The 21,845-nt window shown below is 55.9% G+C and carries 22 protein-coding genes; 10 read left to right on the top strand and 12 right to left on the bottom strand.

The window, feature by feature from the left end; all coding sequences use genetic code 11:
• Nucleotides 1-61 precede the first annotated feature (61 nt).
• From lon to PCAR_RS18750, 4 genes are all read left to right on the top strand, one after another.
• On the top strand, nucleotides 62-2,506 hold the full coding sequence (gene lon, locus PCAR_RS03705) for an endopeptidase La (protein WP_011340291.1): 2,445 nt from the start codon (nucleotides 62-64) through the stop codon (nucleotides 2,504-2,506).
• Between the two features lie 62 nt (nucleotides 2,507-2,568).
• A complete protein-coding gene (locus PCAR_RS03700; RefSeq protein ID WP_011340290.1) occupies nucleotides 2,569-2,796 on the top strand; it encodes a hypothetical protein in 228 nt (75 codons plus the stop codon).
• Nucleotides 2,797-3,123: 327 nt separating this feature from the next.
• A complete protein-coding gene (gene trpS / locus PCAR_RS03690) occupies nucleotides 3,124-4,089 on the top strand; it encodes a tryptophan--tRNA ligase (RefSeq protein ID WP_011340289.1) in 966 nt (321 codons plus the stop codon).
• A gap of 280 nt (nucleotides 4,090-4,369) precedes the next feature.
• Nucleotides 4,370-4,546 carry a hypothetical protein gene (locus tag PCAR_RS18750; RefSeq protein WP_011340288.1) on the top strand — a complete coding sequence of 59 codons (177 nt, stop codon included), beginning with the start codon at nucleotides 4,370-4,372 and terminating at the stop codon, nucleotides 4,544-4,546.
• A gap of 4 nt (nucleotides 4,547-4,550) precedes the next feature.
• On the opposite strand, the gene PCAR_RS03685 is transcribed toward PCAR_RS18750, so the two are convergent.
• From PCAR_RS03685 to PCAR_RS18990, 3 genes are all read right to left on the bottom strand, one after another.
• A complete protein-coding gene (locus tag PCAR_RS03685; protein ID WP_011340287.1) occupies nucleotides 4,551-4,733 on the bottom strand; it encodes a hypothetical protein in 183 nt (60 codons plus the stop codon).
• Between the two features lie 78 nt (nucleotides 4,734-4,811).
• The gene (asnS, locus tag PCAR_RS03680; protein WP_011340286.1) at nucleotides 4,812-6,218 is read right to left on the bottom strand and encodes an asparagine--tRNA ligase; all 1,407 of its coding nucleotides are present in this window, start codon (nucleotides 6,216-6,218) and stop codon (nucleotides 4,812-4,814) included.
• 275 nt (nucleotides 6,219-6,493) lie between these two features.
• The gene (locus tag PCAR_RS18990) at nucleotides 6,494-8,614 is read right to left on the bottom strand and encodes a methyl-accepting chemotaxis protein (protein ID WP_011340285.1); all 2,121 of its coding nucleotides are present in this window, start codon (nucleotides 8,612-8,614) and stop codon (nucleotides 6,494-6,496) included.
• Between the two features lie 310 nt (nucleotides 8,615-8,924).
• Here PCAR_RS18990 and PCAR_RS03670 point away from each other — a divergent pair, with 310 nt between their 5' ends.
• Nucleotides 8,925-9,335, top strand: coding sequence for a PadR family transcriptional regulator (locus tag PCAR_RS03670; protein WP_011340284.1), 411 nt, complete (start codon nucleotides 8,925-8,927; stop codon nucleotides 9,333-9,335).
• Nucleotides 9,336-9,455: 120 nt separating this feature from the next.
• Here the strand turns inward: PCAR_RS03670 and PCAR_RS03665 are convergent, their stop codons facing one another.
• The 4 genes from PCAR_RS03665 to PCAR_RS03650 all read right to left on the bottom strand — a co-directional run bounded on the left by PCAR_RS03665 (nucleotide 9,456) and on the right by PCAR_RS03650 (nucleotide 13,855).
• Nucleotides 9,456-11,042, bottom strand: a complete 1,587-nt coding sequence (locus PCAR_RS03665) for a peptide chain release factor 3 (protein WP_011340283.1) — start codon at nucleotides 11,040-11,042, stop codon at nucleotides 9,456-9,458.
• Nucleotides 11,043-11,228: 186 nt separating this feature from the next.
• Nucleotides 11,229-11,975 carry a DUF4197 domain-containing protein gene (locus PCAR_RS03660; protein ID WP_011340282.1) on the bottom strand — a complete coding sequence of 249 codons (747 nt, stop codon included), beginning with the start codon at nucleotides 11,973-11,975 and terminating at the stop codon, nucleotides 11,229-11,231.
• Nucleotides 11,976-12,174: 199 nt separating this feature from the next.
• On the bottom strand, nucleotides 12,175-13,425 hold the full coding sequence (locus tag PCAR_RS03655; protein WP_041531244.1) for a diguanylate cyclase: 1,251 nt from the start codon (nucleotides 13,423-13,425) through the stop codon (nucleotides 12,175-12,177).
• A gap of 205 nt (nucleotides 13,426-13,630) precedes the next feature.
• On the bottom strand, nucleotides 13,631-13,855 hold the full coding sequence (locus tag PCAR_RS03650) for a hypothetical protein (RefSeq protein WP_041531243.1): 225 nt from the start codon (nucleotides 13,853-13,855) through the stop codon (nucleotides 13,631-13,633).
• Nucleotides 13,856-14,059: 204 nt separating this feature from the next.
• Here PCAR_RS03650 and PCAR_RS03645 point away from each other — a divergent pair, with 204 nt between their 5' ends.
• On the top strand, nucleotides 14,060-14,848 hold the full coding sequence (locus tag PCAR_RS03645; RefSeq protein WP_011340279.1) for a carbon-nitrogen hydrolase family protein: 789 nt from the start codon (nucleotides 14,060-14,062) through the stop codon (nucleotides 14,846-14,848).
• 2 nt (nucleotides 14,849-14,850) lie between these two features.
• Here the strand turns inward: PCAR_RS03645 and PCAR_RS03640 are convergent, their stop codons facing one another.
• Together PCAR_RS03640 and PCAR_RS03635 are read right to left on the bottom strand one after the other, a co-directional pair.
• Nucleotides 14,851-15,288 (bottom strand): hypothetical protein, encoded by a 438-nt coding sequence (locus tag PCAR_RS03640; protein ID WP_041531242.1) that lies wholly within the window; start codon nucleotides 15,286-15,288, stop codon nucleotides 14,851-14,853.
• A 172-nt stretch (nucleotides 15,289-15,460) separates the two neighbouring features.
• A complete protein-coding gene (locus PCAR_RS03635) occupies nucleotides 15,461-15,823 on the bottom strand; it encodes a hypothetical protein (protein ID WP_052643318.1) in 363 nt (120 codons plus the stop codon).
• 117 nt (nucleotides 15,824-15,940) lie between these two features.
• Here PCAR_RS03635 and PCAR_RS03630 point away from each other — a divergent pair, with 117 nt between their 5' ends.
• Nucleotides 15,941-17,191 carry an IS110 family transposase gene (locus tag PCAR_RS03630; protein ID WP_011339727.1) on the top strand — a complete coding sequence of 417 codons (1,251 nt, stop codon included), beginning with the start codon at nucleotides 15,941-15,943 and terminating at the stop codon, nucleotides 17,189-17,191.
• A 76-nt stretch (nucleotides 17,192-17,267) separates the two neighbouring features.
• On the opposite strand, the gene PCAR_RS03625 is transcribed toward PCAR_RS03630, so the two are convergent.
• Nucleotides 17,268-17,756, bottom strand: coding sequence for an RNA methyltransferase (locus PCAR_RS03625; RefSeq protein ID WP_052643316.1), 489 nt, complete (start codon nucleotides 17,754-17,756; stop codon nucleotides 17,268-17,270).
• Nucleotides 17,757-18,049: 293 nt separating this feature from the next.
• Between PCAR_RS03625 and PCAR_RS03620 the strand changes: the two genes are divergently transcribed.
• Nucleotides 18,050-19,126 (top strand): isocitrate/isopropylmalate family dehydrogenase, encoded by a 1,077-nt coding sequence (locus tag PCAR_RS03620; protein ID WP_011340277.1) that lies wholly within the window; start codon nucleotides 18,050-18,052, stop codon nucleotides 19,124-19,126.
• Between the two features lie 165 nt (nucleotides 19,127-19,291).
• Here PCAR_RS03620 and PCAR_RS03615 read toward each other — a convergent pair whose 3' ends face one another.
• Nucleotides 19,292-19,480 (bottom strand): Rho termination factor N-terminal domain-containing protein, encoded by a 189-nt coding sequence (locus tag PCAR_RS03615; protein WP_011340276.1) that lies wholly within the window; start codon nucleotides 19,478-19,480, stop codon nucleotides 19,292-19,294.
• A 262-nt stretch (nucleotides 19,481-19,742) separates the two neighbouring features.
• Here PCAR_RS03615 and PCAR_RS18260 point away from each other — a divergent pair, with 262 nt between their 5' ends.
• Nucleotides 19,743-20,072, top strand: coding sequence for a nitrous oxide-stimulated promoter family protein (locus PCAR_RS18260; RefSeq protein WP_200858985.1), 330 nt, complete (start codon nucleotides 19,743-19,745; stop codon nucleotides 20,070-20,072).
• 51 nt (nucleotides 20,073-20,123) lie between these two features.
• Nucleotides 20,124-20,636 (top strand): peptidylprolyl isomerase, encoded by a 513-nt coding sequence (locus PCAR_RS03610; RefSeq protein WP_011340274.1) that lies wholly within the window; start codon nucleotides 20,124-20,126, stop codon nucleotides 20,634-20,636.
• Between the two features lie 40 nt (nucleotides 20,637-20,676).
• Here the strand turns inward: PCAR_RS03610 and PCAR_RS17645 are convergent, their stop codons facing one another.
• A complete protein-coding gene (locus PCAR_RS17645; protein WP_011340273.1) occupies nucleotides 20,677-21,579 on the bottom strand; it encodes a membrane protein in 903 nt (300 codons plus the stop codon).
• Nucleotides 21,580-21,845: the final 266 nt, after the last annotated feature.

Genomic DNA, 21,845 nt, shown 5'->3' with positions numbered 1-21,845 from the left:
CAACCGCTGATTAAATGATTAGGTTGCCTTGTATATCCCGCACCCACAAGGAGACCTCACCATGACTGACGACCGGGACAAAACAAACGAAGACCCTGAGAAAATCATAGAGGCCGATTTCAACCCGGAGGATCCGGACGACGCCGACATCGCGGAAGACGCCAAAGAAGGGCTGGTGGTGGCTACGGATGTGCTGCCAAGCACCCTGCCGATCATTCCCTTGCGCCCCCGTCCGGCTTTTCCCGGCATCCTGACCCCGATGGTCTTTACCGGGGAAAAGCATGTCGCCCTGGCCAAGCGTGCCGTGGATACACCCTCCAAAATGATGGGACTGGTACTGGCCAAAGAGGTCGATGAGCCTGACAGTCTGGAGAACCTGCACCGCTTCGGTGTGGTTGGCCGCGTCATGAAAGTGCTGCACACCGATGATGACAGCATCCACCTGCTGGTCAATTGTCTGGAACGTTTCTCCATTCGCGAACTGACCGAGTCCGAGGAGGGCCTGTTCGCCCGGGTCGACTACCATTACGCCACCGAGCTTTCCGTCAATCCGGAACTGAAGGCCTACTCCATGGCCATCATCACCACCCTGAAAGAACTGGTTCAGATCAATCCGCTATACAGCGAAGAGATCAAAATGTTCCTCAATCGCCAGAGCATGGACGATCCCGGGCGCCTGACCGATTTCGCCGCCAACCTGACCTCGGGCGACGGACAGTTGCTGCAGGAGATCCTCGAAACCATCGATGTGCGCAATCGCATCGACAAAGTGTTGGTGCTGCTGAAAAAGGAACTGGAAGTATCGCGACTTCAGACCAAAATCTCCAAGCAGATCGAGCAGAAGGTCAGTGCCCAGCAACGGGAATTTTTCCTGCGCGAACAGCTCAAGGCCATCAAAAAGGAACTCGGCCTGGAAAAAGAGGGCAAGGTCAGCGAAATCGAAAAGTACCAGAAGCGCCTCAAAAACCTGACCCTCAGCGAAGAAGCCCAAAAAACCATCGACGAGGAGATCGAAAAACTCCGTCTCATCGAGCCTTCCTCGCCGGAATACAACGTATCGCGCAACTACCTCGACTGGCTGACCATCCTGCCCTGGGGTAAGTTCAGTAAAGATAACTACAATATCGAACGCGCCCGGCGGGTTCTCGACCGCGACCATTACGGTCTCAAGGATGTCAAGGATCGGATTCTCGAGTTCATCGCCGTCGGCATGCTCAAAGGCGATATTTCCGGTTCGATTCTGTGCCTGGTCGGCCCTCCGGGGGTCGGCAAGACATCCATCGGCAAAAGCATCGCCGCGGCCCTGAACCGTACCTTCTACCGTTTCTCCCTCGGCGGCATGCGTGACGAGGCCGAGATCAAGGGGCATCGCCGCACCTACATCGGCGCCATGCCGGGCCGTTTCATTCAGGCCATGAAGAGCGCCGGCACCGCCAACCCGGTGCTGATGCTCGACGAGATCGACAAGGTCGGTGCCTCCTTCCAGGGCGATCCGGCCTCGGCTCTGCTCGAGGTGCTCGACCCGGAACAGAACAGCAGCTTCCGCGACCATTATCTGGACGTGCCCTTCGATCTGTCCAACGTGCTGTTCGTGGCCACGGCCAACCAGCTCGACACCATTCCGGCGCCGTTGTTGGACCGTATGGAAATCATCCGCCTGGCCGGCTACATCCTTGAGGAAAAGCTGGAAATCGCCCGGCGCTACCTGATCCCCAAGGCGCTTGAAAACCATGGCCTGAAAAAAGGCCAGGTGACCATCCGCAAGGATGCCCTGCGCGCCATTATCGACGGTTACGCCCGCGAAGCCGGGGTGCGCAACCTGGAAAACCGCATCAAAAAGATCATGCGCCATGCCGCCATGGAATTTTCCCAGGGCCGCACCGACAAGATCACCGTCTCCAAGAAGGATGTGGCGGCTATTCTGGGCAAACCTATTTTTACCGAAGAAGAGGTTTTCGAGGATGTACCGGGCGTGGTCACGGGCCTGGCCTGGACCAGTATGGGCGGTGCCACGCTGCAGATCGAAGCGACCGCCATGCCCAGCAGAAACAAGGGCTTCAAACAGACCGGTCAGCTCGGCAAAGTCATGGTCGAAAGTTCCGACATCGCCTATTCTTATGTGATGGCCCATCTCGAGGAGTACGGCGCCGATCCCGAATTTTTCGACAAGCATTTCGTGCATTTGCACGTACCGGCCGGCGCCACCCCCAAGGACGGCCCGTCTGCCGGCGTCACCATGGCCACCGCCCTGCTGTCGATGATCACCGGCAAACCGGTGATTAAAAAGCTCGGCATGACCGGCGAGCTGACCCTGACCGGCAAGGTATTGCCCATCGGCGGCGTAAAGGAAAAAATCATTGCCGTTAAACGTATCGGGCTGACCACCGTGATCCTTCCGGAAGCCAACCGCAAGGATTTCGAGGAACTCCCCGACCATCTGCGGGAAAACCTGAGCGTACATTTCGCCGGGGACTACCGGGATGTTTACCAAGTCGCCTTCGGATAAGATGCAAGATCTCCGGAGAAACGTTAGCCACTTTCCATCAGTAGTAAGGAGTCGTACCGGACATGACCGTCGACCAAATCAAACAGGCCGTTAACGGCCTGAGCCCGGAAGAAAAAAAGACCTTTATCCTCGAGACCCTGCCGGGACTGGCCAAAGACGCCATGCAGGACAGCAGCTTTTTGCTGCAACTGTTTCCCGTTTTCATGAACATCCTGAAGGACAGCGGCATCGAACTGTCCCAGCTGCTGCAACTCGCCGGTGCCATGGGGGCTCAGCAGACCAACAGGTGATTTTCACCGTTGACGATGAAGCGACAACCTGTTAGTTTTGGCTGGCTATGCATACCTTAACCGTACAGCAAAATCTGACGAACCGCCTTTGGTGGCGCTGGACCGATTCTTCTTTCGGTTCGCGCGCCTGCCTTCGGTAACGAGCGTCGCGGACCAGCCGGTCCGCGGGGAATAAACAAGCAAAAGCCGCGGCCATACGACCGCGGCTTTTTTTATTGACCAGAACCAGCAGGGCTTCACAGCGAAAACCGGAAGCCGGCACCAGTCGTGCCCCGCCCCAATTTCGCCAAAGCACCTGCCTTCTTCCCAACCAATGAGGTACCCCCCATGCGCGTTCTTTCCGGCATTCAGCCTTCCGGCTCTTTGCACCTGGGCAACTATTTCGGCATGATGAAAAAGATGGTCGACTACCAGGAGCATCATGAACTGTTCTGCTTCATCGCCAACTATCACGCCATGACCAGTGTCACCGACGGTAAGGCGCTGGCCAAAGGCACTTTGGAAGCCGCCGCCAATTTCCTGGCCCTGGGGCTCGATCCCGAGAAGAGCGTCTTCTGGGTGCAATCCGACGTCCCGGAAGTACAGGAATTGACCTGGGCGCTGTCCAACTTCACCCCCATGGGACTGCTGGAACGCTGTCACAGCTACAAAGACAAGGTCGCCAAGGGCATCGCCCCCAATCACGGGCTATTTGCCTACCCGGTGCTGATGGCGGCCGATATCCTGCTGTTCGGCGGGGAACTGGTGCCGGTCGGCAAGGATCAGAAACAACATCTGGAAGTTGCCCGCGACATCGCCATCAAGTTCAACAATCAATACGGTGACGTGATGGTCATCCCCGAGCCGGACATCGACGACGAACTCGCCACCATCCCCGGTCTCGACGGACAGAAGATGAGCAAAAGCTACAAAAACACCATCGACCTGTTCCTCGACGACAAAGCCCTGCGCAAGCAGGTGATGCGCATCGTCACCGATCCCACCCCCGTCGAGGACCCCAAAAATCCGGACACATGCAACGTTTTCCAGATCTATCGGCTGTTTCTGGACAAACAGCAGGAACAAGCCCTGCGCCAGCGCTACCTGGCCGGCGGGCTGGGCTATGGCGAGGTCAAGCAGGAATTGTTCGAAACGGTACGCGACTTCTTCGCACCCTATACACGCCGCCGCGAGGAACTGCTCGCCGACAAGGAGCAGCTGCGCAAGATTCTCGCCGAGGGTGCGCAGAAAGCCCGCTATGCCGCTTCCAAAATCTTGCGCAAGGTGCGCAAAAAGACCGGGTTGGTATATTAACACTACGTTCAGAGAGCCGGGAAGAAGGCTGTTTTCCGGCTCTCTGCCTTAGAATCACAACACCGCGGGGTTGCGCCCACCGTCTCCGTTGCTCCGGCATCGTCACAAGGGGAGAAAACCCTCCCTACACAAAAACAGGCGGTAATCTAATGACCAATCACGAATCACCAATCACCCGCTTTTCGATTTTCGCGTCCCGCGAAGTTTTACCTTTCTGCTATAGTTAATTGTACGATAGAGATGTACGGGGAATCGAAACGCCTGGCGATAAGGAGGCACCATGACCGTCTATCGCAAATGGTACTGCACCTGCACCGGCCAACCGATCGAGCTGACCTGCGAAGAAATACTTGACGATGAGCCGGTGGAACCGGCATGTGAATTCTGCGGAGCGACGCCGTCTTCGGATCCGAAAAAAACCATCATCTATCGTGACGAGGAAGACTGGGACGACTGACGTCTCAGGAGTCTTTCGCCAACGCCCGGGTAAAAAGCACAAACGCCATAGCCGGCCGCTTGCTGGCTTCGGTCATGGCGAACTGCATGCCGTCGTAATGCCAGCCTTTCGCGGTCCACGCATTGAGGATTTCCTCAAGGGTTTCATCCGTTACCACACTGGTTTCCACCACCTTGTACTCCACCATTGTCTTTTTCCTTCCAACGGTAAAATCGTTTAACCGCAGAGGTTCGTTGCAACCGGTCCCTGCGGGATTGTGCCATGATCAAAAACGAGCATGTCCCGGTGTCCGCGGAAACGGAATCACATCGCGAATATTTTCCATACCGGTGACATACATCAACAGACGCTCGAAACCAAGTCCGAAACCGGCATGGGGGCAACTGCCCCAGCGGCGGGTGTCGAGATACCAGTCGAGATGCTGCGCCTCGATGCCGACGGAGTTCATTTTGCCCATCAACACGTCGAGACGCTCTTCGCGCTGGCTGCCGCCGATAATCTCTCCGACCCGCGGCACCAGCAGATCCATGGCCGCCACGGTACGACCGTCATCGTTCAGACGCATGTAAAACGCCTTGATATCGGCCGGATAGTCGGTCACGAACAAAGGTCCTCCGACCACCTGCTCGGTCAGGTAGCGTTCGTGCTCGGACTGCAGATCCGCGCCCCAGGCCACCGGATACTCGAAATCGACGGGCGCCTGCTGCAGGCGCCTGATCGCCTCGCTGTAGGTCATGACGGAAAAATCGGCGCGGGCCAGTGTTTCGAGTTTGTCGATCAGACCGGGCTCGATCCGTTGATTGAAAAAGGCCAGATCTTCGCCGCATTCGTCCAGGGCAAAGCGCACCAGATAACGCAGAAACTCCTCAGCCAGGGCGCAATCGTCGGCCAGATCCGCAAAAGCGATCTCCGGTTCGATCATCCAGAATTCGGCGGCATGGCGACTGGTATGGGAATTCTCGGCACGAAAAGTAGGCCCAAACGTGTAGATATCGGAAAAGGCCGTCGCGAACAATTCCCCCTGCAGCTGACCGCTGACGGTTAAACCGGTCTTTTCGCCGAAAAAGTCCTGCCGCCAATCGATTTTCCCCTCCGTCAGGGGCGGCCGATCCGCCGGCAGGGTACTGACGCGAAACATTTCCCCCGCCCCCTCGCAGTCGTTGGCGGTAATGATGGGGGTATGCACATAGAGGAAACCGCGTTCACGGAAAAAGCGGTGGATGGCGAACGACAAGGCGCTGCGCATGCGGAAAACCGCACCAAAGGTGTTGGCGCGCGGACGCAGATGCGCGATGGAACGCAGGAACTCGAAACTATGGCGCTTTTTCTGAAGGGGATAGTCACTGTCGGTATCCCCGAGGATTTTCACCTGTCGGGCGTGCAGTTCCCACTCCTGCCCGGCGGCGGGCGAAGCTATCAGTTCGCCCTCCACCTGCATGGCGGCTCCGGTTCCGCAACGTGATACCGTTGCGAAACCGTCCACCTCGGGGGTCAGCACCACCTGCAAATTGGCCATACACGAACCGTCGTTCAGAGCGATGAAGGTGACCTCCTTACCGCGTCGTACGCTACGCACCCAGCCACATACACACAACGCTGACATCGGCTGCGATGAGGGCAGTATCTCTTTAATACGAATCCTGCGCGAACGCAGGCCATGATTTGTCGCCATCTTGAATTTCTCCTGAATTTACGGGTCGGATAGGCACAGGTAGGCCTTATCCGGCATCACAACGATCGTGGACTCATCGCTAAACATCCAGCAATGCTGATACGCGCCTCAAAACATAACAAAAACGAGGCTTCCGATCCTACATTTTTTTCTGCAAACAACTCCGCAAAAAAGGCCATCTCGCTTGAGATGGCCTTTGAGGTTCAGAGACGCGCCCCCGCATCTGGTTTCCAAGGATACGGAATCGAAGATGCGACACACGCCGTGGAAAGGAACTATGCGGCACCTCCAGGCAAAGCCGGGGTTTCGGTAGGCCTTGCCATATCCAGATGGCCACCGGCCCCTTCCTCTTTAAGCTTGAACTGTTCCAGCATGCGATTCAGCTCAACCACCTGGCTGGAAAGTTCCTCCGTCGATGCCGCCGTTTCTTCGGCATATGCCGTGTTCTGCTGCGTTACCTGCTCGATCTGCCCCAACCCGTTATTGATCTCCTGCAGACCACGCGACTGTTCTTGGGACGATGCTGAAATTTCAGCCACCAGATCGGACACCTTGGTCGTAGCGGCGACAATTTCGGCAAGAGCATCGGCGGTTTTACGCGCGATTTCGGCACCATTATGGGTTTTAACAACCGAATTTTCGATTAAATCCGATGTTTCGTGGGCCGCTCTGGCGCTACGCGCCGCCAGGCTTCGCACCTCCTCGGCGACAACCGCAAAGCCCTTACCGTGCTGTCCGGCCCGGGCCGCTTCAACAGCGGCATTCAAGGCAAGAAGGTTGGTCTGAAAAGCGATATCGTCGATGACCTTGATGATTTTGGAAATGCCCTTGCCGGAATGCTCGATTTCGGCCATGGCATGCACCATATCCGCCATCAGGGCATCTCCCTGCACCGCTCCCTGTTTGCTTCTCAGGGACAGTTTTTTGGCTTGCTCGGCATTGTCGGCATTGTTGGTTGTCTGGGTGGTGAGCTGGGTCATGGAGGCCGCAATCTCTTCCATGGAGGCGGCCGATTCCGTAGCGCCTTGCGAAAGAGACGCACTGGCCTCGGAAATCTGGGTTGTCCCCACCATGACCTGCTCCCCGGTCATCTGTACCTGAGCCAGCAAAGCATTGAGGTTGCCGGTCATCCGCTGCAGCGCTTTGCCAAGCTGATCTTTCTCCGACGCCAGCGGCACGTCGATATTCAGGTTGCCCTGGGAAATCGTCTCGGCCATTTCCGCCTTTTGTTGCAGGGATACGGCCATATCGTTCAGGGCCGCTGCGAGTACCCCGACTTCATCCCGCTGCTTGAGCACCAGGCGCTGCGAAAGGTCACCCCGGGCGATTTCCCGTGCCATGTCCGCACCCTTGCGGATCGGCCCGGCGAGACCGCGGGCAATCCCCCAGAGCAACAACAAGGCCACCACAATGCATATCGACCCCATGCCGATCTCATGCCACATGACAGAGGTTACGTTCGCCAGCGCCACGTCGCGAGGGACCATGACATGCACCCACCAGGGTGTCCCAGTCTTGCCCAGGTTCAGGGGTATAAACACCTCCAGGCCCCGCTTACTCCAATCGAGAACCGTCTCTCCCTTAATCAACCGGTCGTAATAGGAGGCCCCCATGGCATCCCTCTCGGCCCAGGCTTTGCCCCCGGCTTCGGGATGGCCGGTCATGCCCGCCACCGTGCCTCCATGGGTGATAATGGCGATCTTGCCGGCACCATTGAAAATCGCGTTGTCATCCGCCAGCTGCTGTAGGAATCCAAGGGTGAAATCGACGGTTGTCACCCCGTAAAATTGACCGTCCACCATAATGGGAGAAGCCACCGTCGACATAAGAACTTCGGTGCCGGCGACAGGATAAGAATACGGCTCGGTGAGGATTTCATGGTGCAATTTCCTGGGCAAAAAATACCAAGTCCCCGCCTCTTCATTATCGTAGTCCACCAGAATGTCATAAGTGACGCCGTTGGTACCGTCCTGATACCAATAGGAGATCATACGCCCCGACGCATCATAGATCCCATTGCCGGCGAACTCTGCATCCCTGCCGTCAAAGGCATTCGGCTCCCATGCCATCCCGCCGGCAAAAAACTGCGGGTTTTGCAGGAAGGCTTGCCGCAACAGAGCCTGCACTTCGACGCGTTCCAGTTGAATTGGTGCCGTTTTGCTCTTTGTCGCGCCCAAAATGGCGGCCATGTCGTGGGTCAGCGCATGGGCCTCTTCAAACCTGGAAAGAATATCGCCCGCATATTTTTCAGCGGCGGCCTGAGCGTGGCCTTCCGCGACACGCATGGCCTGCTGGCGAACCGTCATGGCGGAATTCAGAATAATGATTCCAGCGGTAAGAACCAGGCAAAACCCGGCAAACAGGGTGATTTTCAGTTGAATGGATCGAATCTTCACGAAAAACCTCCTCCATGGATAAAAATGCGTTCAAACAGTACGCAACCAATGAACGGCAAACAACGACCCATTAACCTACACAAATAATAAGATTTAAACCATCCCCCAAATGGGGGAATTTTAACCTGAAAATCCCTTCAACGGATACGGACGCAAAACACGCCGTCATGTTCCGCAAGCACACCTGCGGATCCGAACCGAAACCGAGATCGGCGAAACCTTGCCAGGCCCGTCCCAAGCTTGCAATTGCCTGCCATTTCGGCTAATCTTTGACCTTCTTGCCCTATTCATTCATCAGAAAGGAACGTGCATGCCCCGCGGAAAAGGACCCTGTCGCCACGGCTGGGGACAACCCCAAGGCGGTTTCGGCAATCTGCCCCGCTTCATTGAACCGGTGCTGCTTTATCTGCTGAAAAAATCCGGTCAGGCCCATGGCTACCAATTGGCCGGGGAACTGCCGGAACACGCCATCGGCGAGACCGTCATCGATCGCGGCGCCCTGTACCGCGCACTGCGGCAACTTGAAGCCGCGGCGTATGTCACCAGCGACTGGGATGTTTCCGGAGCCGGACCGGCCCGCCGTCTCTATCGCCTGACACCCGCCGGTGCCGAATACCTTCACCATTGGACAAAGCTCATCGAGCGCATGGCGGTATCCATGACCGACTTTATCGCCAAGGTGGGCGAACTGGAAAAACAGGCGCCGGAAGACAAGGAGTGACAACAGGGCCTGCGGCGAGATGAAAAAACAGCAAAAAAAGGGGGAGCGATAACGCTCCCCCTTTTTAAGTTTTGCTTGAACTCCCGGAATCCGGGATTCTGCCAACCTTGGACCGGATCCCTAATTATGCTCCCGGGTCTTATGGAAAACCACCTGAGGCCATTGTTCCATGGTATGCCCAAGGCGCCATTCGCTCGAAGCCAGGTAGGTCAGATTGCCCTCGGCATCGTAGGCCAGGTTAACCTGGCATTTTTTCTCGAATTCTTCCAGCACCTTGCGATCGTCGCACTCCACCCAGCGTGCGGTGGCATATTCCACACCCTCGTAGATGGCATCGACGCTGTATTCGTTCTTCAACCGCGACATGATGACATCAAACTGCAAGACCCCCACCGCCCCGAGAATGTAGTCGGTGTTGAACAGCGGCCTGAACAGCTGGACGGCCCCCTCCTCGGCCAACTGGATCAAGCCTTTTTCCAGCTGCTTGCTCTTGAGGGGATTTTTCAGGCGCACACGGCGAAAGTGCTCCGGTGCGAAGCTTGGGATGCCGGTAAATTTGAGGGGTTCCTTGTCGGTAAAGGTATCGCCGATCTTGATGGTGCCGTGGTTGTGGATACCGATAATGTCGCCGGGAAAAGCCTCCTCGACATTGGCACGGTCCTGCGCCATAAAAATCGTGGCGTTGGCGATATTGACATCCTTGCCGATGCGATGATGGCGAACTTTCATGCCACGGTGGAAGGTCCCCGAACAGATGCGGAAAAATGCGATGCGGTCCCGGTGCGCCGGATCCATATTCGCCTGGATCTTGAAGACAAATCCGGAGAAGTCTTCTTCGTAGGGGGAGATTTCGCGGGTGGTGGTCGGTGCCGGGCGCGGCACGGGGGCCTGCTCGACAAACGCATCGAGCATTTCCTGCACGCCGAAGTTGTTGATGGCACTGCCGAAAAAGACCGGCGTCTGGTTCCCCTTGAGGTACTCTTCGGGCTCGAAGGGATTCGCGGCGCCCTCGAGCAATTCGATATCCTCGCGCAATTGATCGGCCTGACTGCCGAGCAATTCATCCAGCCGCGGATCGTCGAGATCCTCGATCACCAGCATATCCTGCGGACGGGTCTCCTGACCGGCCATGAACAGGCACAGTTGCTTGCGATAAAGGTTGTAGGTACCCTTGAACCGTTTGCCCATGCCGATAGGCCATGACAGGGGCGCGCATTCGATCTGCAGGGTCTCTTCTATATCCGCCAGCAGGTCGAGGGGCTCAAGACCTTCGCGGTCAAGTTTGTTGATGAAAGTCATGATGGGCGTATTGCGCATGCGACATACTTCCATCAACTTCCGGGTCTGGGTTTCGACCCCTTTGGCGCTGTCAATCACCATCAGAGCACTGTCCACCGCCGTCAACACCCGGTAGGTGTCTTCGGAGAAGTCCTGATGCCCCGGCGTATCGAGCAGGTTGATCTCGTAGTCGCGATAGTTGAACTTCATGACCGACGACGTGACCGAGATGCCGCGCTCCTGCTCCATGGCCATCCAGTCGCTGGTGGCATGACGCGCCGCTTTACGGGCCTTGACCGCACCCGCCATCTGGATCGCGCCGCCAAACAACAGCAATTTTTCGGTCAGGGTGGTTTTTCCTGCGTCCGGATGGCTGATGATACCGAACGTGCGGCGGCGATCGACTTCCTTACGGTGGTTCTTACTCACTGTGCAACCTCGTACTTTGGATGAAAAAAAACCGGGCCGAGCAGGCCCGATGGAAGTGCGATCATAGCGTAAAACAAGGGGAAAGGTCAATGCCGGCAAACCATCGACGTCAACCCTTCCCCACTCCGCATGCCATGTATGCGGCATCGATGGTATCGAAGTGATCAGCGTCGGCAGACAGACCGGTTATTTTCCCGAGCTGAACACTTTTTTAAGCAGATCGGTAGTCCGCGCGGCAGGATTCCGGCGGATTTTGCGTTCTTCTTCCCCAACCACATAAAACAAACCGTCAAGGGCGCCGTCGGTGACATAACTGTCCAGGTCAAACCCCATACTCTCGCCGAAGGGCAGGGTTTTCAGCTTCCCGTTCAGGTCCTGGAAATAACGGGTCGCTCCGACTTCGGCCAGGGAGTCATGAACGATGGGCGTGAAAATTTCCTGCAATTTGCCGCTGGTCTTACTTTTGAAATAGTCGGTGGCCGCCGTTTCACCGCCGCCGAGGATCTGCCGTGCGTCGTCGATGCTCATTTCGCGAATCGCCTGCCAGAAAAGTTCTTTGGCATGCGGAGCGGCAGCTTCGGCAGCACGATTCATACTCTGGGAAAAGGCATCGACCTGTGAGCCATAGCCGGCCAGGCGCAACAGTTTTTCCGCTTTTTCCACGCCCCCGGGCAAAGGGATCCGGATCTGCAGGTTATCCAGGTAACCACCGACCCTGCCGACCTCTGCCACGGCATTTCCGGTGCCGACCGACAACGCCTCTTTAAGACCTGCGGTTATATCGCTGTCGCTGAGATCCCCGCTTTGCGTAAAGACGTCCTTGACTCCCTTGAAAAAATCTTCGAAACCGGCTTGGGCAACGCCCAAAAACATGAACGCAACCATGCCCATGCCACACATTCCGAATGCCAGCATTTTTTTGACGCGCAACATAAAGGTGCCTCCTTTTTTCAGTATTCGATAGGGTGCCCGTAACGAAGTGTTTGTTTCGGTTAAGATTACTCTTCCGCCGGGCAATCCGCAAGGAGGATGTACCATGAGAAAAGGGGACGGCCCGCCTGCGTGTCCCGAACCGACACAGGCATGCCATCCCCTTGAAGACGATCGCGCGACACTGAAGTCGCGTTAAAAATCAGGATATGACCCGATCCCGGCCTTCCTTTTTGGCCTGATACAGATACGCATCGGCGCGGCTGAGCATGTCGAGAAGGTTTCGGCCCGGCTCGGAGCAGACCCCGATACTGACCGTAATATGCACCGTCTCGTTATCGGGAGCCAGCGAAACCGGCAATTCGGCTATGGCGCAGCGGATACGCTCGAACAACCGCACCACGTCCTCTTTGCTGCCCGGAACCAGAGCACAAAACTCTTCCCCCCCGATGCGCGCCAGGACACTCGATTCCGGCAGTTTATCCTGCAGCAGATTGGCGACCCGCTTCAAAGTCATATCCCCGGCATGATGACCGAAAGTATCGTTCACTTTCTTGAAATGATCGATATCGAGCATGGCGCAACAGAGGTTTTTATCCGAACCGCCCAGCTGGTTGTAGATACGTTCGCCATGATCGAACAGAAACCGCCGGTTGGATACGCCGGTGAGAAAATCGGTGATAGCCGCCTTGCGAATCGCCTCGATATTTTCCAGATTTTCGATGCTCTGAGAAACGCGACAGTAAAACTCCTCGGTCAGGAAATTCTGCTTGATGATAAAATCGTTGGCGCCGCACTTGAGAAAACGGGCCGCCATGACATTGTCGCCCAAAGCGGAAATCCCGATAATGGCCAACTCTTCACGAGAATGGGTTTTGCGAAGATTCTGGGTCAGTTCGAACCCGTCCATTTGCGGCATGTGGAAATCGCTGACAACCAGTTTGACATCCGGATGCCTGGCCATCAACTCCAGAGCTTCGTTGCCATCCCCCGCTTCCAGCACCTGGTAGCGGTGCACCCGCAGCAGGTCGGCCATAACCTCGCGCTGCATGGCGGAATCGTCCACGACCATGACCGTAATTTTACGGTTGCGCTCCAGTCGATGGAGCAGCGAAACGAGGTAATCGAGACTCTGGGCGCCTTCCTTATACACGTAATCCACGACCTTCTTTTCCCAGATGCGATCGCGGATCTGCTTATTGACGACGCTGGTAAAAACGATCACCGGAATATTGCGCTCACCCAGTTTGGTGACAATCTCTCCGGCCGGTGCGTCCGGAAGGTTGAAATTCACGATACCGGCGGCAAAGCCGTCAGGATTTTGTTCAATAAATTGACAAGCTTCCTGCATCGTTTGGGCCCAGCAAACCTGCGCACCCGTTTCCGCCTCCAGCTTTTTTTTCAGCATACGTCCAAAAAAGCCGGAATCCTCAGCAACCAAAATTTTTTTCACCACTCCCCCTGCTTCACCCGAAAGGCCGTGAACCTGCCACCAACGTCAAAAAAATCAACCGAAAGCAATCACAGTTCATTAAAAGCAAGAAAAGTGCCCAGATCCGCAACAGCCGGTAAACGGAATAGCATACGCCATGCAACGACAAAGGGGCCAGGCGTCAAGCCTGGCCCCTTTGTCTATCAATACAGAAATTTTATCGACTTCAGTGCAGTTTAAGCGTATTGCAAACCAGTTCCGGCTTTTCCGCCGTGCGGCCGCAGGTAACACAGGTGTAGCCTGCTTTTTCCCTGATACTGTCGCACATGTGCGCATCATCCCCTGACCTACCGCAATAACTGTCCATACTGTCCACAGCTTTGGGGACACACAGATGCCCACGGTCATCGGTCACCACACCGCATTTTTCGCATTCATATATTTTTTTCATGGTATATCCTTTCCAGACACAAATGCTTACCTTTATGCTCATAATTAGATATTAGCACATCTGGAAGTTCGATGAGGTAATTTCTCACAGGATCGTATACTGTTTAATTCGTCGCGCAAGGGCTTGAATGTACCATCGGCGTCAAAACGCAACGCCGACAACAACGAAGCCCTCCGGCATTTGAATAACAGGAGACCATACGACATGAAACCATCAGATCAGGAGATTCTTCGCATCGCCTTTTTACACCTTGCTCCTGTTGCCGGCGATGTCGGCGGCAATCGAAACCTGCTGATAAAAGGCATGGAGGCGGCCGCAAAACTCGGGGCGCAATGGGTGCTTACCCCGGAACTCTGCATTTGCGGCTACTCCTTTGCCGACGCTATCGGCACAGGGTGGATCGAACCGCAGCCGGACCCATGGATGGCTCAACTCTGTCAAAAGGCGGCGGCGTTGCACATGACGCTTTTCCTGGGGCAGCCGGAACGGGAGCCCCAATCGGGAGTCCTTTTCAATTCGGTATTCGCCGTCAGCGAAGGCAGGGTCGTTGGCCGGCACCGCAAAATCAATGCGCTGCGCAAGGGAGCTGAAGCCTGGTCAACTCCCGGAACCCGAGCCACGCCTTTTCCGGTGCCGCCCGTCGGCAAAGTGGGTCTCATGATCTGCGGCGATGCCTTTTCCCCGGACATCGCCTTGGGGCTCAAAGATCAGGGCGCCCGTATGCTTATATCCAGTGCCGCCTGGGCGCCCGGCTTTCATGGTCCCGCCGGGGAGTGGGAACGCTGTACGCGGGATACCGGTCTGCCGCTGTTGGTATGCAATCGCTCGGGGGCCGATCGCAATCTGGACTTCCGCAAAGCCCAAAGCATCGTGGCGAAGGATGGCCGGCGCATATGGAGCTTCAGTGCACCGAGCTCCACGGTGATCGTCATGGACTGGAACCTGGCTACTGCAAACCTGGCATCGAGGACGTGCCAAAGGGTCGCCTTGTAATATCAGCCAAATACTTCGGCAATCCAGTCGACCTGCGCCTGCATTCCGGCATCCGAGATTTCCTTGCGAAAAGCTCCACCGGCAGCGACAAAGGCGGCAAGCTTACATAGAGCCGACTTATAATCATCCAGCATTTCGACAGGCCCCGACAATTGGGTCAGCAGTTCTTTGATCGAAAGTATTTCCTCGCGCAGAGATTCGCTGAAGGTATCGTTGTATTCGTGAGGGAATTCTGCATAAAATTCATGCAGATGAGAACGCAACAGCTCAAAAATACCTTCGCTGAAGGGGGTCCGCCATGACAGGCCGTATTCCATGGCACGCACAACATGCCGTTCGTTGATTTTTTCCGGGGCGACATATGCCGATGCCACCAGATACAGTACATAAAGGGGCGCCATGCCCAGTTTTGTGACCTTTTCCTCGGTAAGATTTTCCACGTTGCACCCTTCCTTTGGCAAACTGACAGGGTATGAACCCCCTGTAATCCAACTATGCAGCAATCCTTTAGGGATAGAAGAGCAAGGAACGGGCCAGAAAAAAGGGCCGCGCATCCCATCGACCGCGGCCCCTTGAAAAGGTGTTCTTATACGCAATGAAAAAAAGGGGGGGCTAACCGCCGCGCTTGCGGCCCCGCCAATCGTTGATACTCCACTGAAGCTGGCTCCACATACCCCGCAGCAGGGAAATATCGTCTTTGTCCATGACCGTCTGATTGATCATACGACGCAGGCGGTTCATAACGGATGCCGGCCGACTGGGATTGAGAAAAGCGATGCGGGTCAACACCTGTTCCATCTGGGCGAAAAGTCCTTCCAGCTCGGCATGCGTCGGACGTTCGCCTGCCGCCGGTTCCGAATTCTCCAGCGGGCCTGTTTGGCAGGTGAATGCATAGAGGAACAACAGCACCGCCTGAGCCAGGTTCAAAGAGCCCACGTCTTCGCTGGTGGCGATGGTGGCGCTGTGACTGCACAAAGCTTGCTATATTGCAGAAAGCGGTAAGCCCTGTGGATATTGAAATAAAAAGGCTATACCCTTTCTTGGACAACCTCCCGGCAAGTTGGTTAATCCAAGAGACAAAGGGGTATAGCCATGAAGAAGATTCAAACAAAAAAGCTTAAATCCGTCAACAGTAACACCCTTTTGGCTACGGTCGACATTGGAAAGAACGTTCTTTCCGGATACGCCCGCTGTCCTGATCGAAGCGAAGTGAAACCGTTTGATTTTTCCAACAATCTTAAAGGTTTTTCCCGCTTCTGGAACATCCTGATTCGAACGCAGAGGGCTTACGGTCTGGAGCAAATTATTCTCGGCTTCGAATCCACCGGAGCATATGCCGAACCACTGATGCATTTTCTCAAAAACAAGCCGGTGCACCTGGTGCAGGTCAATCCGATGCATACCAAGAGGGTGAAGGAACTTTGCGGCAATTCGCCGAACAAGACGGACCAGAAGGATCCGAAGGTGATCGCCGACATTATTGAGCTGGGCCATGGACTGACCGTGATAATTCCACAGGGAGCGGCAGCGGAACTACGACGGCTCACCCAGGCTCGGGAGAGAGCGGTCAAGCGGCGTACCGCACTGTTCAATCAGCTTCACGACCTGGTGTTTATCAGTTTCCCCGAATTCCTCCAGGTCATGAAGGACATCAAGAGCAAAAGCGCCCAATACCTTCTGCGGCATCACCCGGGACCTGAAGACGTTATGGCCCTGGGCCTAGAGTCCTTGGCCCAAGTTCTGAAACGTATCAGCTGCGGCAAGCTGAAACTGGCGAAAGCCCAGGCGCTTTTCGAGGCCGCCAGAAGTTCTGTCGGCATTCGCGAGGGACGCCTCGGCCTTGGTCTGGAGATTCAGGCAATGCTCGAAGCGATCGAGGTCTGTGAGCGCTTCGTGAAGCAACTGGAAGCCGAGATGGCTCGGCATCTTGAAGAGATTCCTTATAGCCGCCTGCTTCTGTCCATGAAAGGCATCGGCCCGATCACCGTGGCAGGACTGATTGGCGAAGTTGCTGACTTTACGCATTTCGAAACTCAGAAAGAGTTACTCAAGTATGCCGGATTGGACCTTTTCGAAATCAGCTCCGGCAAGCACCGAGGACAGCGGCGCATCTCTAAGCGAGGCCGGCCGCTACTGCGTAAACTGCTCTTTTTCGCGGCCCTCAACACAGTTCGCAAGGGCGGCATCATGCATGAGCCTTACCAGGGGCATCTTCAAAAGGGCATGCCCCGTATCAAGGCCCTGATTGCCATCGCCCGCAAGCTGCTTGGTATCATGCTGGCCCTGGTGCGTACTCAGAGGGAATATAGCCATCAGCAGACGCAACTAGCGCAGGCGGCATAAAAACTCCAGCGTGTAAGCGGGGTGACTACCATTTCGTGTTATTAAGGCGACTTCGTCGACCTTCACGCAAAGCAATCTAGCACCCCGCTTGCACCTTAGCCCAGATAAAGCAAGGTTTGGGCTCTGTCGAGACCCTCGAATCACCAGTGTCGGGCAAGGTGCGATAAAAACTTGACTGGAATAAACCAGACACTTCATCGCTGGTCAAACCCGCATCTTCACGTCCGAAGACCAGGCCGACACCCTCAACAGCAGGCAACCCGGCTGCCAGCCTGGCAGCATCGGCCACATCAAGCAGCTCTCCACGTAGTTTTCCAGCGCGGCGGGTAGCGGCCACCGACATGGGCAAATCCGCCAGTGCCGAAGCCAGGTCGGGAAACACGCGTGCCTTACCGAGCAGCGGTGCGGCACGCACGGCGAACTTGCGCGCTTCGGGATGCAAATAGGTACAGGGATTGACCAGGCGCAGTTCGCTGACACCGAAATTGCCCATGGCCCGAGCCACCATACCGATATTTCCGGGACTCTGCGGCTCAACAAGGATGACACGGATCCGTTTTGACATGGCTGAATTCATAAGCGGCAGGATACCCTAACACCCGGCTTACGAGAAAGTCTTTTTCGGCAAGTGCGGAAACCGTTGCCGCCAGGCTCTGCAAGAGGCTGAATATACAGATCTTATCGAACCAACAAGCAGGAGAGAATAAGCTTGTATGCGGCGAACTTTGCTATATGATGGAAAAGCGGTCAGCACTCCTGCCCTTCGCGCGTAAAAAGCATAAAAGCCCGCCGTTATCGGGTTCACAGGATGATCGCTCCGAACATTTTGCACTCTATCGTTACCCCCATGGAGGCCCCATGACACCGACAATAACTGTTCTGGAAGGCGATCAGACCGGCCAGGAACTGCTTGAAGAAGCTTTACGCATTCTGGATCCAGCGGTCACCGGAGTGACCGTTACGTTCAAGCACTTCGATCTCAGTCTGGACAACCGTCGCGCAACAAAAAACAAAGTCGTATACGAAGCTGCCGAGTCCATGAAATCCACCGGGCTGGGGCTTAAAGCCGCCACCATTACGCCCGCCATCAAAGGCGATGTCGGCAGCCCGAATGCCATTCTTCGCGATCAGGTCGATGGCACGGTCATCGTCCGCACCGGTCGGCGCATTCCCGGAATCCGCCCCTCCGGCGGTGCTTACGCGCCGATTTCGGTGGTCCGCATGGCCGTCGGAGGCTCTTACGGCGCCCAGGAATCCCGCCAAGGAACCGGTTTGGATGAAGTCGCTTCCCGCACCGAATCGATCACCCGTCGCAACTGCCATGCCGTCGCCGAATTTGCCTTCCGCCATGCTCAGAAACTTGGCGTCAAGGTTTTCGGCGGGCCTAAATTCACGGTCAGTCCGGTTTACGAGGGCATGCTCAAAGAGGAGATGGATGCTGCCGCCGAACGTTTTCCCGACGTGGTCTACGAGCCGCAGCTTATCGACGCCACCTATGCCTTGCTGTTGACCAACGGTGGCGACGGCATGGTGATACCGTCCCTGAACCGGGACGGCGACTGCCTGAGCGATTTCGTACTGCAGATGTTCGGTTCCATCGCCGGCGCCGAGTCCCTGCTGCTATCGTTCGATGAGTCCTGGACCCCCGCGGTAGTGATGGCGGAAGCCCCTCACGGTACGGCCCCATCACTGCAGGGGAAAAATATCGCCAACCCGATGGCCATGATTCTGGCCGGCGGGGCGCTGTTGCGATACATCAACCATCCTGACGCTCGCCGCGCTGCCAGAGCCATTTCCGAGAGCGTTTTTGAAGCCGTGCAGCAGGGCTTCAGTACTCCCGACCTGGGAGGAAGTTGTACGACCACCGAATTCACCGACGAGGTCATTCGGCGAGTCGCGTCCAAACTGGAAGTGTGGCAAACTCTGGGTAGTTAAAACAAGGCGCCGGAAAAGCTCCGACGTTGTCGTATCCGCACCTTTCACCAAGTCATCTTAACTGTCCATGGCCTAAATGGCGCGCAAAATACGCGCCATTTTGGCTGCATGATCGTTGCAATTTTCCAAAGCGGATGCTGGTAAATGCAAACGGCCCGTCTGCCGTCAGAGCCGAAAACAATCCTCGCGCCAGCAACAATCCTCATGCGGGCAGTTTTCCCGCTGTGCTGAACCGAAACAGGGCGTATGGTTTTCGGCCTGCTGGATTTGAATGATGATATCCGCCCGGCGCATTTTACCGACACCACTGAGACCCAGGGCTTTGGCCCGCGCGCGCACTTCATTGATATGCATGTCACACCTCACCGAATATGTTTGAAAATCAGCTACACACAACGACCTCAATTGAACCACGATCGCCGGGCTTGTCAAACGCCTTCACCGGCACAGGCTTTTCCCCTGTCGAACCTGTGAATCCCCGCCTCGACGTTCCCGATGCCACATATCGTTGAAATGCGCCGACCGACATGGTAATAAGGATCGCACCTGTGGCCCTTTTTCTGCAATTCGGCACATTGCTTTATCTCCAAACCCGGTCCAAGCCATGGCAACCCACATGTCCAGACATCGCCTCGCGCGGGAACAACGCACCCTGGCATACATGCTGCGCATCTATTGCCGGTCCCACCACGGCACCGAACAACAACTATGCCCTGCTTGTCGGGAAGTGCTGGAGTACGCCAGCGGCAGATTGCAACAATGCCCTTTCGGCGCGAACAAACCGTCGTGCAGCGCCTGTCCGAACAACTGCCATGCACCGTCACAGCGGGACTCTCTCCGCATGGTCATGCGATTTGCCGGGCCACGTATGTTATGGCATCATCCCGTGCTGGCCTTACGGCATCTTTGGGACAGCAAAGTCCTCCCGCTCTTGCGCCGGCCCTAAACCAACTACACCCATGATTTCTTGTCCCCTTAACTCCCGAGGTATTACACCATGAGCGTCTCAAACCCCTTGATTCAGATGGAAACGAATTTCGGCGAAATCATCCTGGAGCTGGATGTGGCCAAAGCCCCGGTCAGCGTCGAAAACTTCCTCAGCTACGCCCGGTCCGGTCATTACGACGGAACCATTTTCCACCGGGTCATCAAAGGTTTCATGATTCAGGGTGGCGGACTGACCCCCGAGATGGAGGAAAAACCGACGGGACCGCCGATTGCGAATGAAGCGCGCAACAAACTGAAAAACACCACGGGCAGCATCGCCATGGCCCGCACCGAAGAAATTGACAGTGCCCGCGCCCAGTTTTTCATCAATACCGAGAACAACCGCGACCTGAACCATGGCGGACTCAACCCGCAGGTCTATGGCTACGCCGTGTTCGGGCAGGTCGTGGATGGCATGGATGTGGTTTATGAAATCGAAAGGGTCGCTACCGGTGCCTCAGCGGGGTTTGAAAACGTCCCCCTGGAACCGGTCGTGATCAGCAAGGTCACCGTCATCGATTGACGCCTGCAGGCCATGGCCGGCTCCCGGGCCGGCCCCAGCTTTATGCAAGCCCGCCAAGCTTCCGAATAAACAGCAGTTGAAGGAAAAACGGCACACTATAGGTCGCGGCAAAAGTCGCTTCAACCGGGCCGAAAAATTGACAGCTGAAAGCAAGTATCAGGATATAGTTCGGAAACAGCAGACATACCAACGAGGTGGAACGAAGCCCGAGCGGCAGACGGCGACCATACCAAACCGCCAGCACCATCAGACAAGCGACCATGACACCGCCGGCAGCCATGGCCTCCAACGCCCGTTGGGGGTTTTCCAGGAAAAACCCCGAGTAGCGCGAGAAAACACCCAGATTGGTTATCCCCACCGCCAGCAAAGACAAGGGATAACTGTTACCCAACAGCCATTGCGTTGTTCGCGGCATCCATTTGGCACACCCTCTGCCCAGAATCGCCGGCACGAAAATCATCAGCGCCAACATTCGCACCATAGGCGCGATGCCGACATCCATGCTCTTGCCGGCCAGAATCCCCACCAGGGGAGGCAGGGAAAAAGGCAGCAGCAGCGAAGACAGAATCACCACGGCTGCTGTCAAGACGATATCTGCACCGAACAGATTGGCGAAAAACGGGGCCAACACGGCGGTCGAAGCGCCGGCCACAAGCATCCCCGCCAGTTCATAGGTGGGCCAGACCAGATGAAACAGCAAATACACCAGCAGCGGCAGCAAAACGGCCTTGACCGCCAGCAGACCCGCCGTAGCCAGCGGCGCTTTCAGGGCGTGCGTCAACAACCCCCGCATATCGATGGCGAGAAACGATAGCAGCAGCAAAACCATGACAAAGGTGACCGGCGCATGACGCAGCGGTTGCGCCAGTTGCGGAAGAAATATCCCCAGCGCCATGGTGCCGTAACTGGTCAATAATAAAATCGCATCTTTTTTACGAAACATACTCAACCCACTCATGCATACAAGAGAACAACATGACCGCAACAGTATCCGGTCGAAGAAAAAAGACACCCTAACGCCACATCCGATCCAAAGCAAGGGAACTGCACAATTTTTCCCGCGGTCTGCACCAGGAAAAACCTACTCCCACTTTTTCAGCTTAACCGCATCTTTGGCGGCGTGATGATCGCCCTTGGGTTGCGTATCGCCCTGATACGCGACTGACGATTGCATCACTGCCGACTCCGTTGCATATAAAAAAGGACCGG

Origin of the sequence: Syntrophotalea carbinolica DSM 2380 (genome assembly GCF_000012885.1) — a bacterium.
Lineage (GTDB): Bacteria > Desulfobacterota > Desulfuromonadia > Desulfuromonadales > Syntrophotaleaceae > Syntrophotalea > Syntrophotalea carbinolica.
The sequence above is the reverse complement of the archived record's forward strand: the minus strand, read 5'-3'. Positions and strand labels throughout refer to the sequence as shown.

Coding starts and splice junctions, on each gene's coding strand:
- PCAR_RS03625 (WP_052643316.1), bottom strand. CDS start 17,756: ATGTCAAAACGGATCCGTGTCATCCTTGTTGAGCCGCAGAGTCCCGGA.
- PCAR_RS17645 (WP_011340273.1), bottom strand. CDS start 21,579: ATGTTTCGTAAAAAAGATGCGATTTTATTATTGACCAGTTACGGCACC.
- PCAR_RS03630 (WP_011339727.1), top strand. CDS start 15,941: ATGAAGAAGATTCAAACAAAAAAGCTTAAATCCGTCAACAGTAACACC.
- PCAR_RS03670 (WP_011340284.1), top strand. CDS start 8,925: ATGCCCCGCGGAAAAGGACCCTGTCGCCACGGCTGGGGACAACCCCAA.
- PCAR_RS03685 (WP_011340287.1), bottom strand. CDS start 4,733: ATGGTGGAGTACAAGGTGGTGGAAACCAGTGTGGTAACGGATGAAACC.
- PCAR_RS18260 (WP_200858985.1), top strand. CDS start 19,743: ATGTCCAGACATCGCCTCGCGCGGGAACAACGCACCCTGGCATACATG.
- asnS (WP_011340286.1), bottom strand. CDS start 6,218: ATGGCGACAAATCATGGCCTGCGTTCGCGCAGGATTCGTATTAAAGAG.
- PCAR_RS03645 (WP_011340279.1), top strand. CDS start 14,060: ATGAAACCATCAGATCAGGAGATTCTTCGCATCGCCTTTTTACACCTT.
- lon (WP_011340291.1), top strand. CDS start 62: ATGACTGACGACCGGGACAAAACAAACGAAGACCCTGAGAAAATCATA.
- PCAR_RS03615 (WP_011340276.1), bottom strand. CDS start 19,480: ATGCATATCAATGAAGTGCGCGCGCGGGCCAAAGCCCTGGGTCTCAGT.
- PCAR_RS03660 (WP_011340282.1), bottom strand. CDS start 11,975: ATGTTGCGCGTCAAAAAAATGCTGGCATTCGGAATGTGTGGCATGGGC.
- PCAR_RS03650 (WP_041531243.1), bottom strand. CDS start 13,855: ATGAAAAAAATATATGAATGCGAAAAATGCGGTGTGGTGACCGATGAC.
- PCAR_RS03610 (WP_011340274.1), top strand. CDS start 20,124: ATGAGCGTCTCAAACCCCTTGATTCAGATGGAAACGAATTTCGGCGAA.
- PCAR_RS03700 (WP_011340290.1), top strand. CDS start 2,569: ATGACCGTCGACCAAATCAAACAGGCCGTTAACGGCCTGAGCCCGGAA.
- PCAR_RS18750 (WP_011340288.1), top strand. CDS start 4,370: ATGACCGTCTATCGCAAATGGTACTGCACCTGCACCGGCCAACCGATC.
- trpS (WP_011340289.1), top strand. CDS start 3,124: ATGCGCGTTCTTTCCGGCATTCAGCCTTCCGGCTCTTTGCACCTGGGC.
- PCAR_RS03620 (WP_011340277.1), top strand. CDS start 18,050: ATGACACCGACAATAACTGTTCTGGAAGGCGATCAGACCGGCCAGGAA.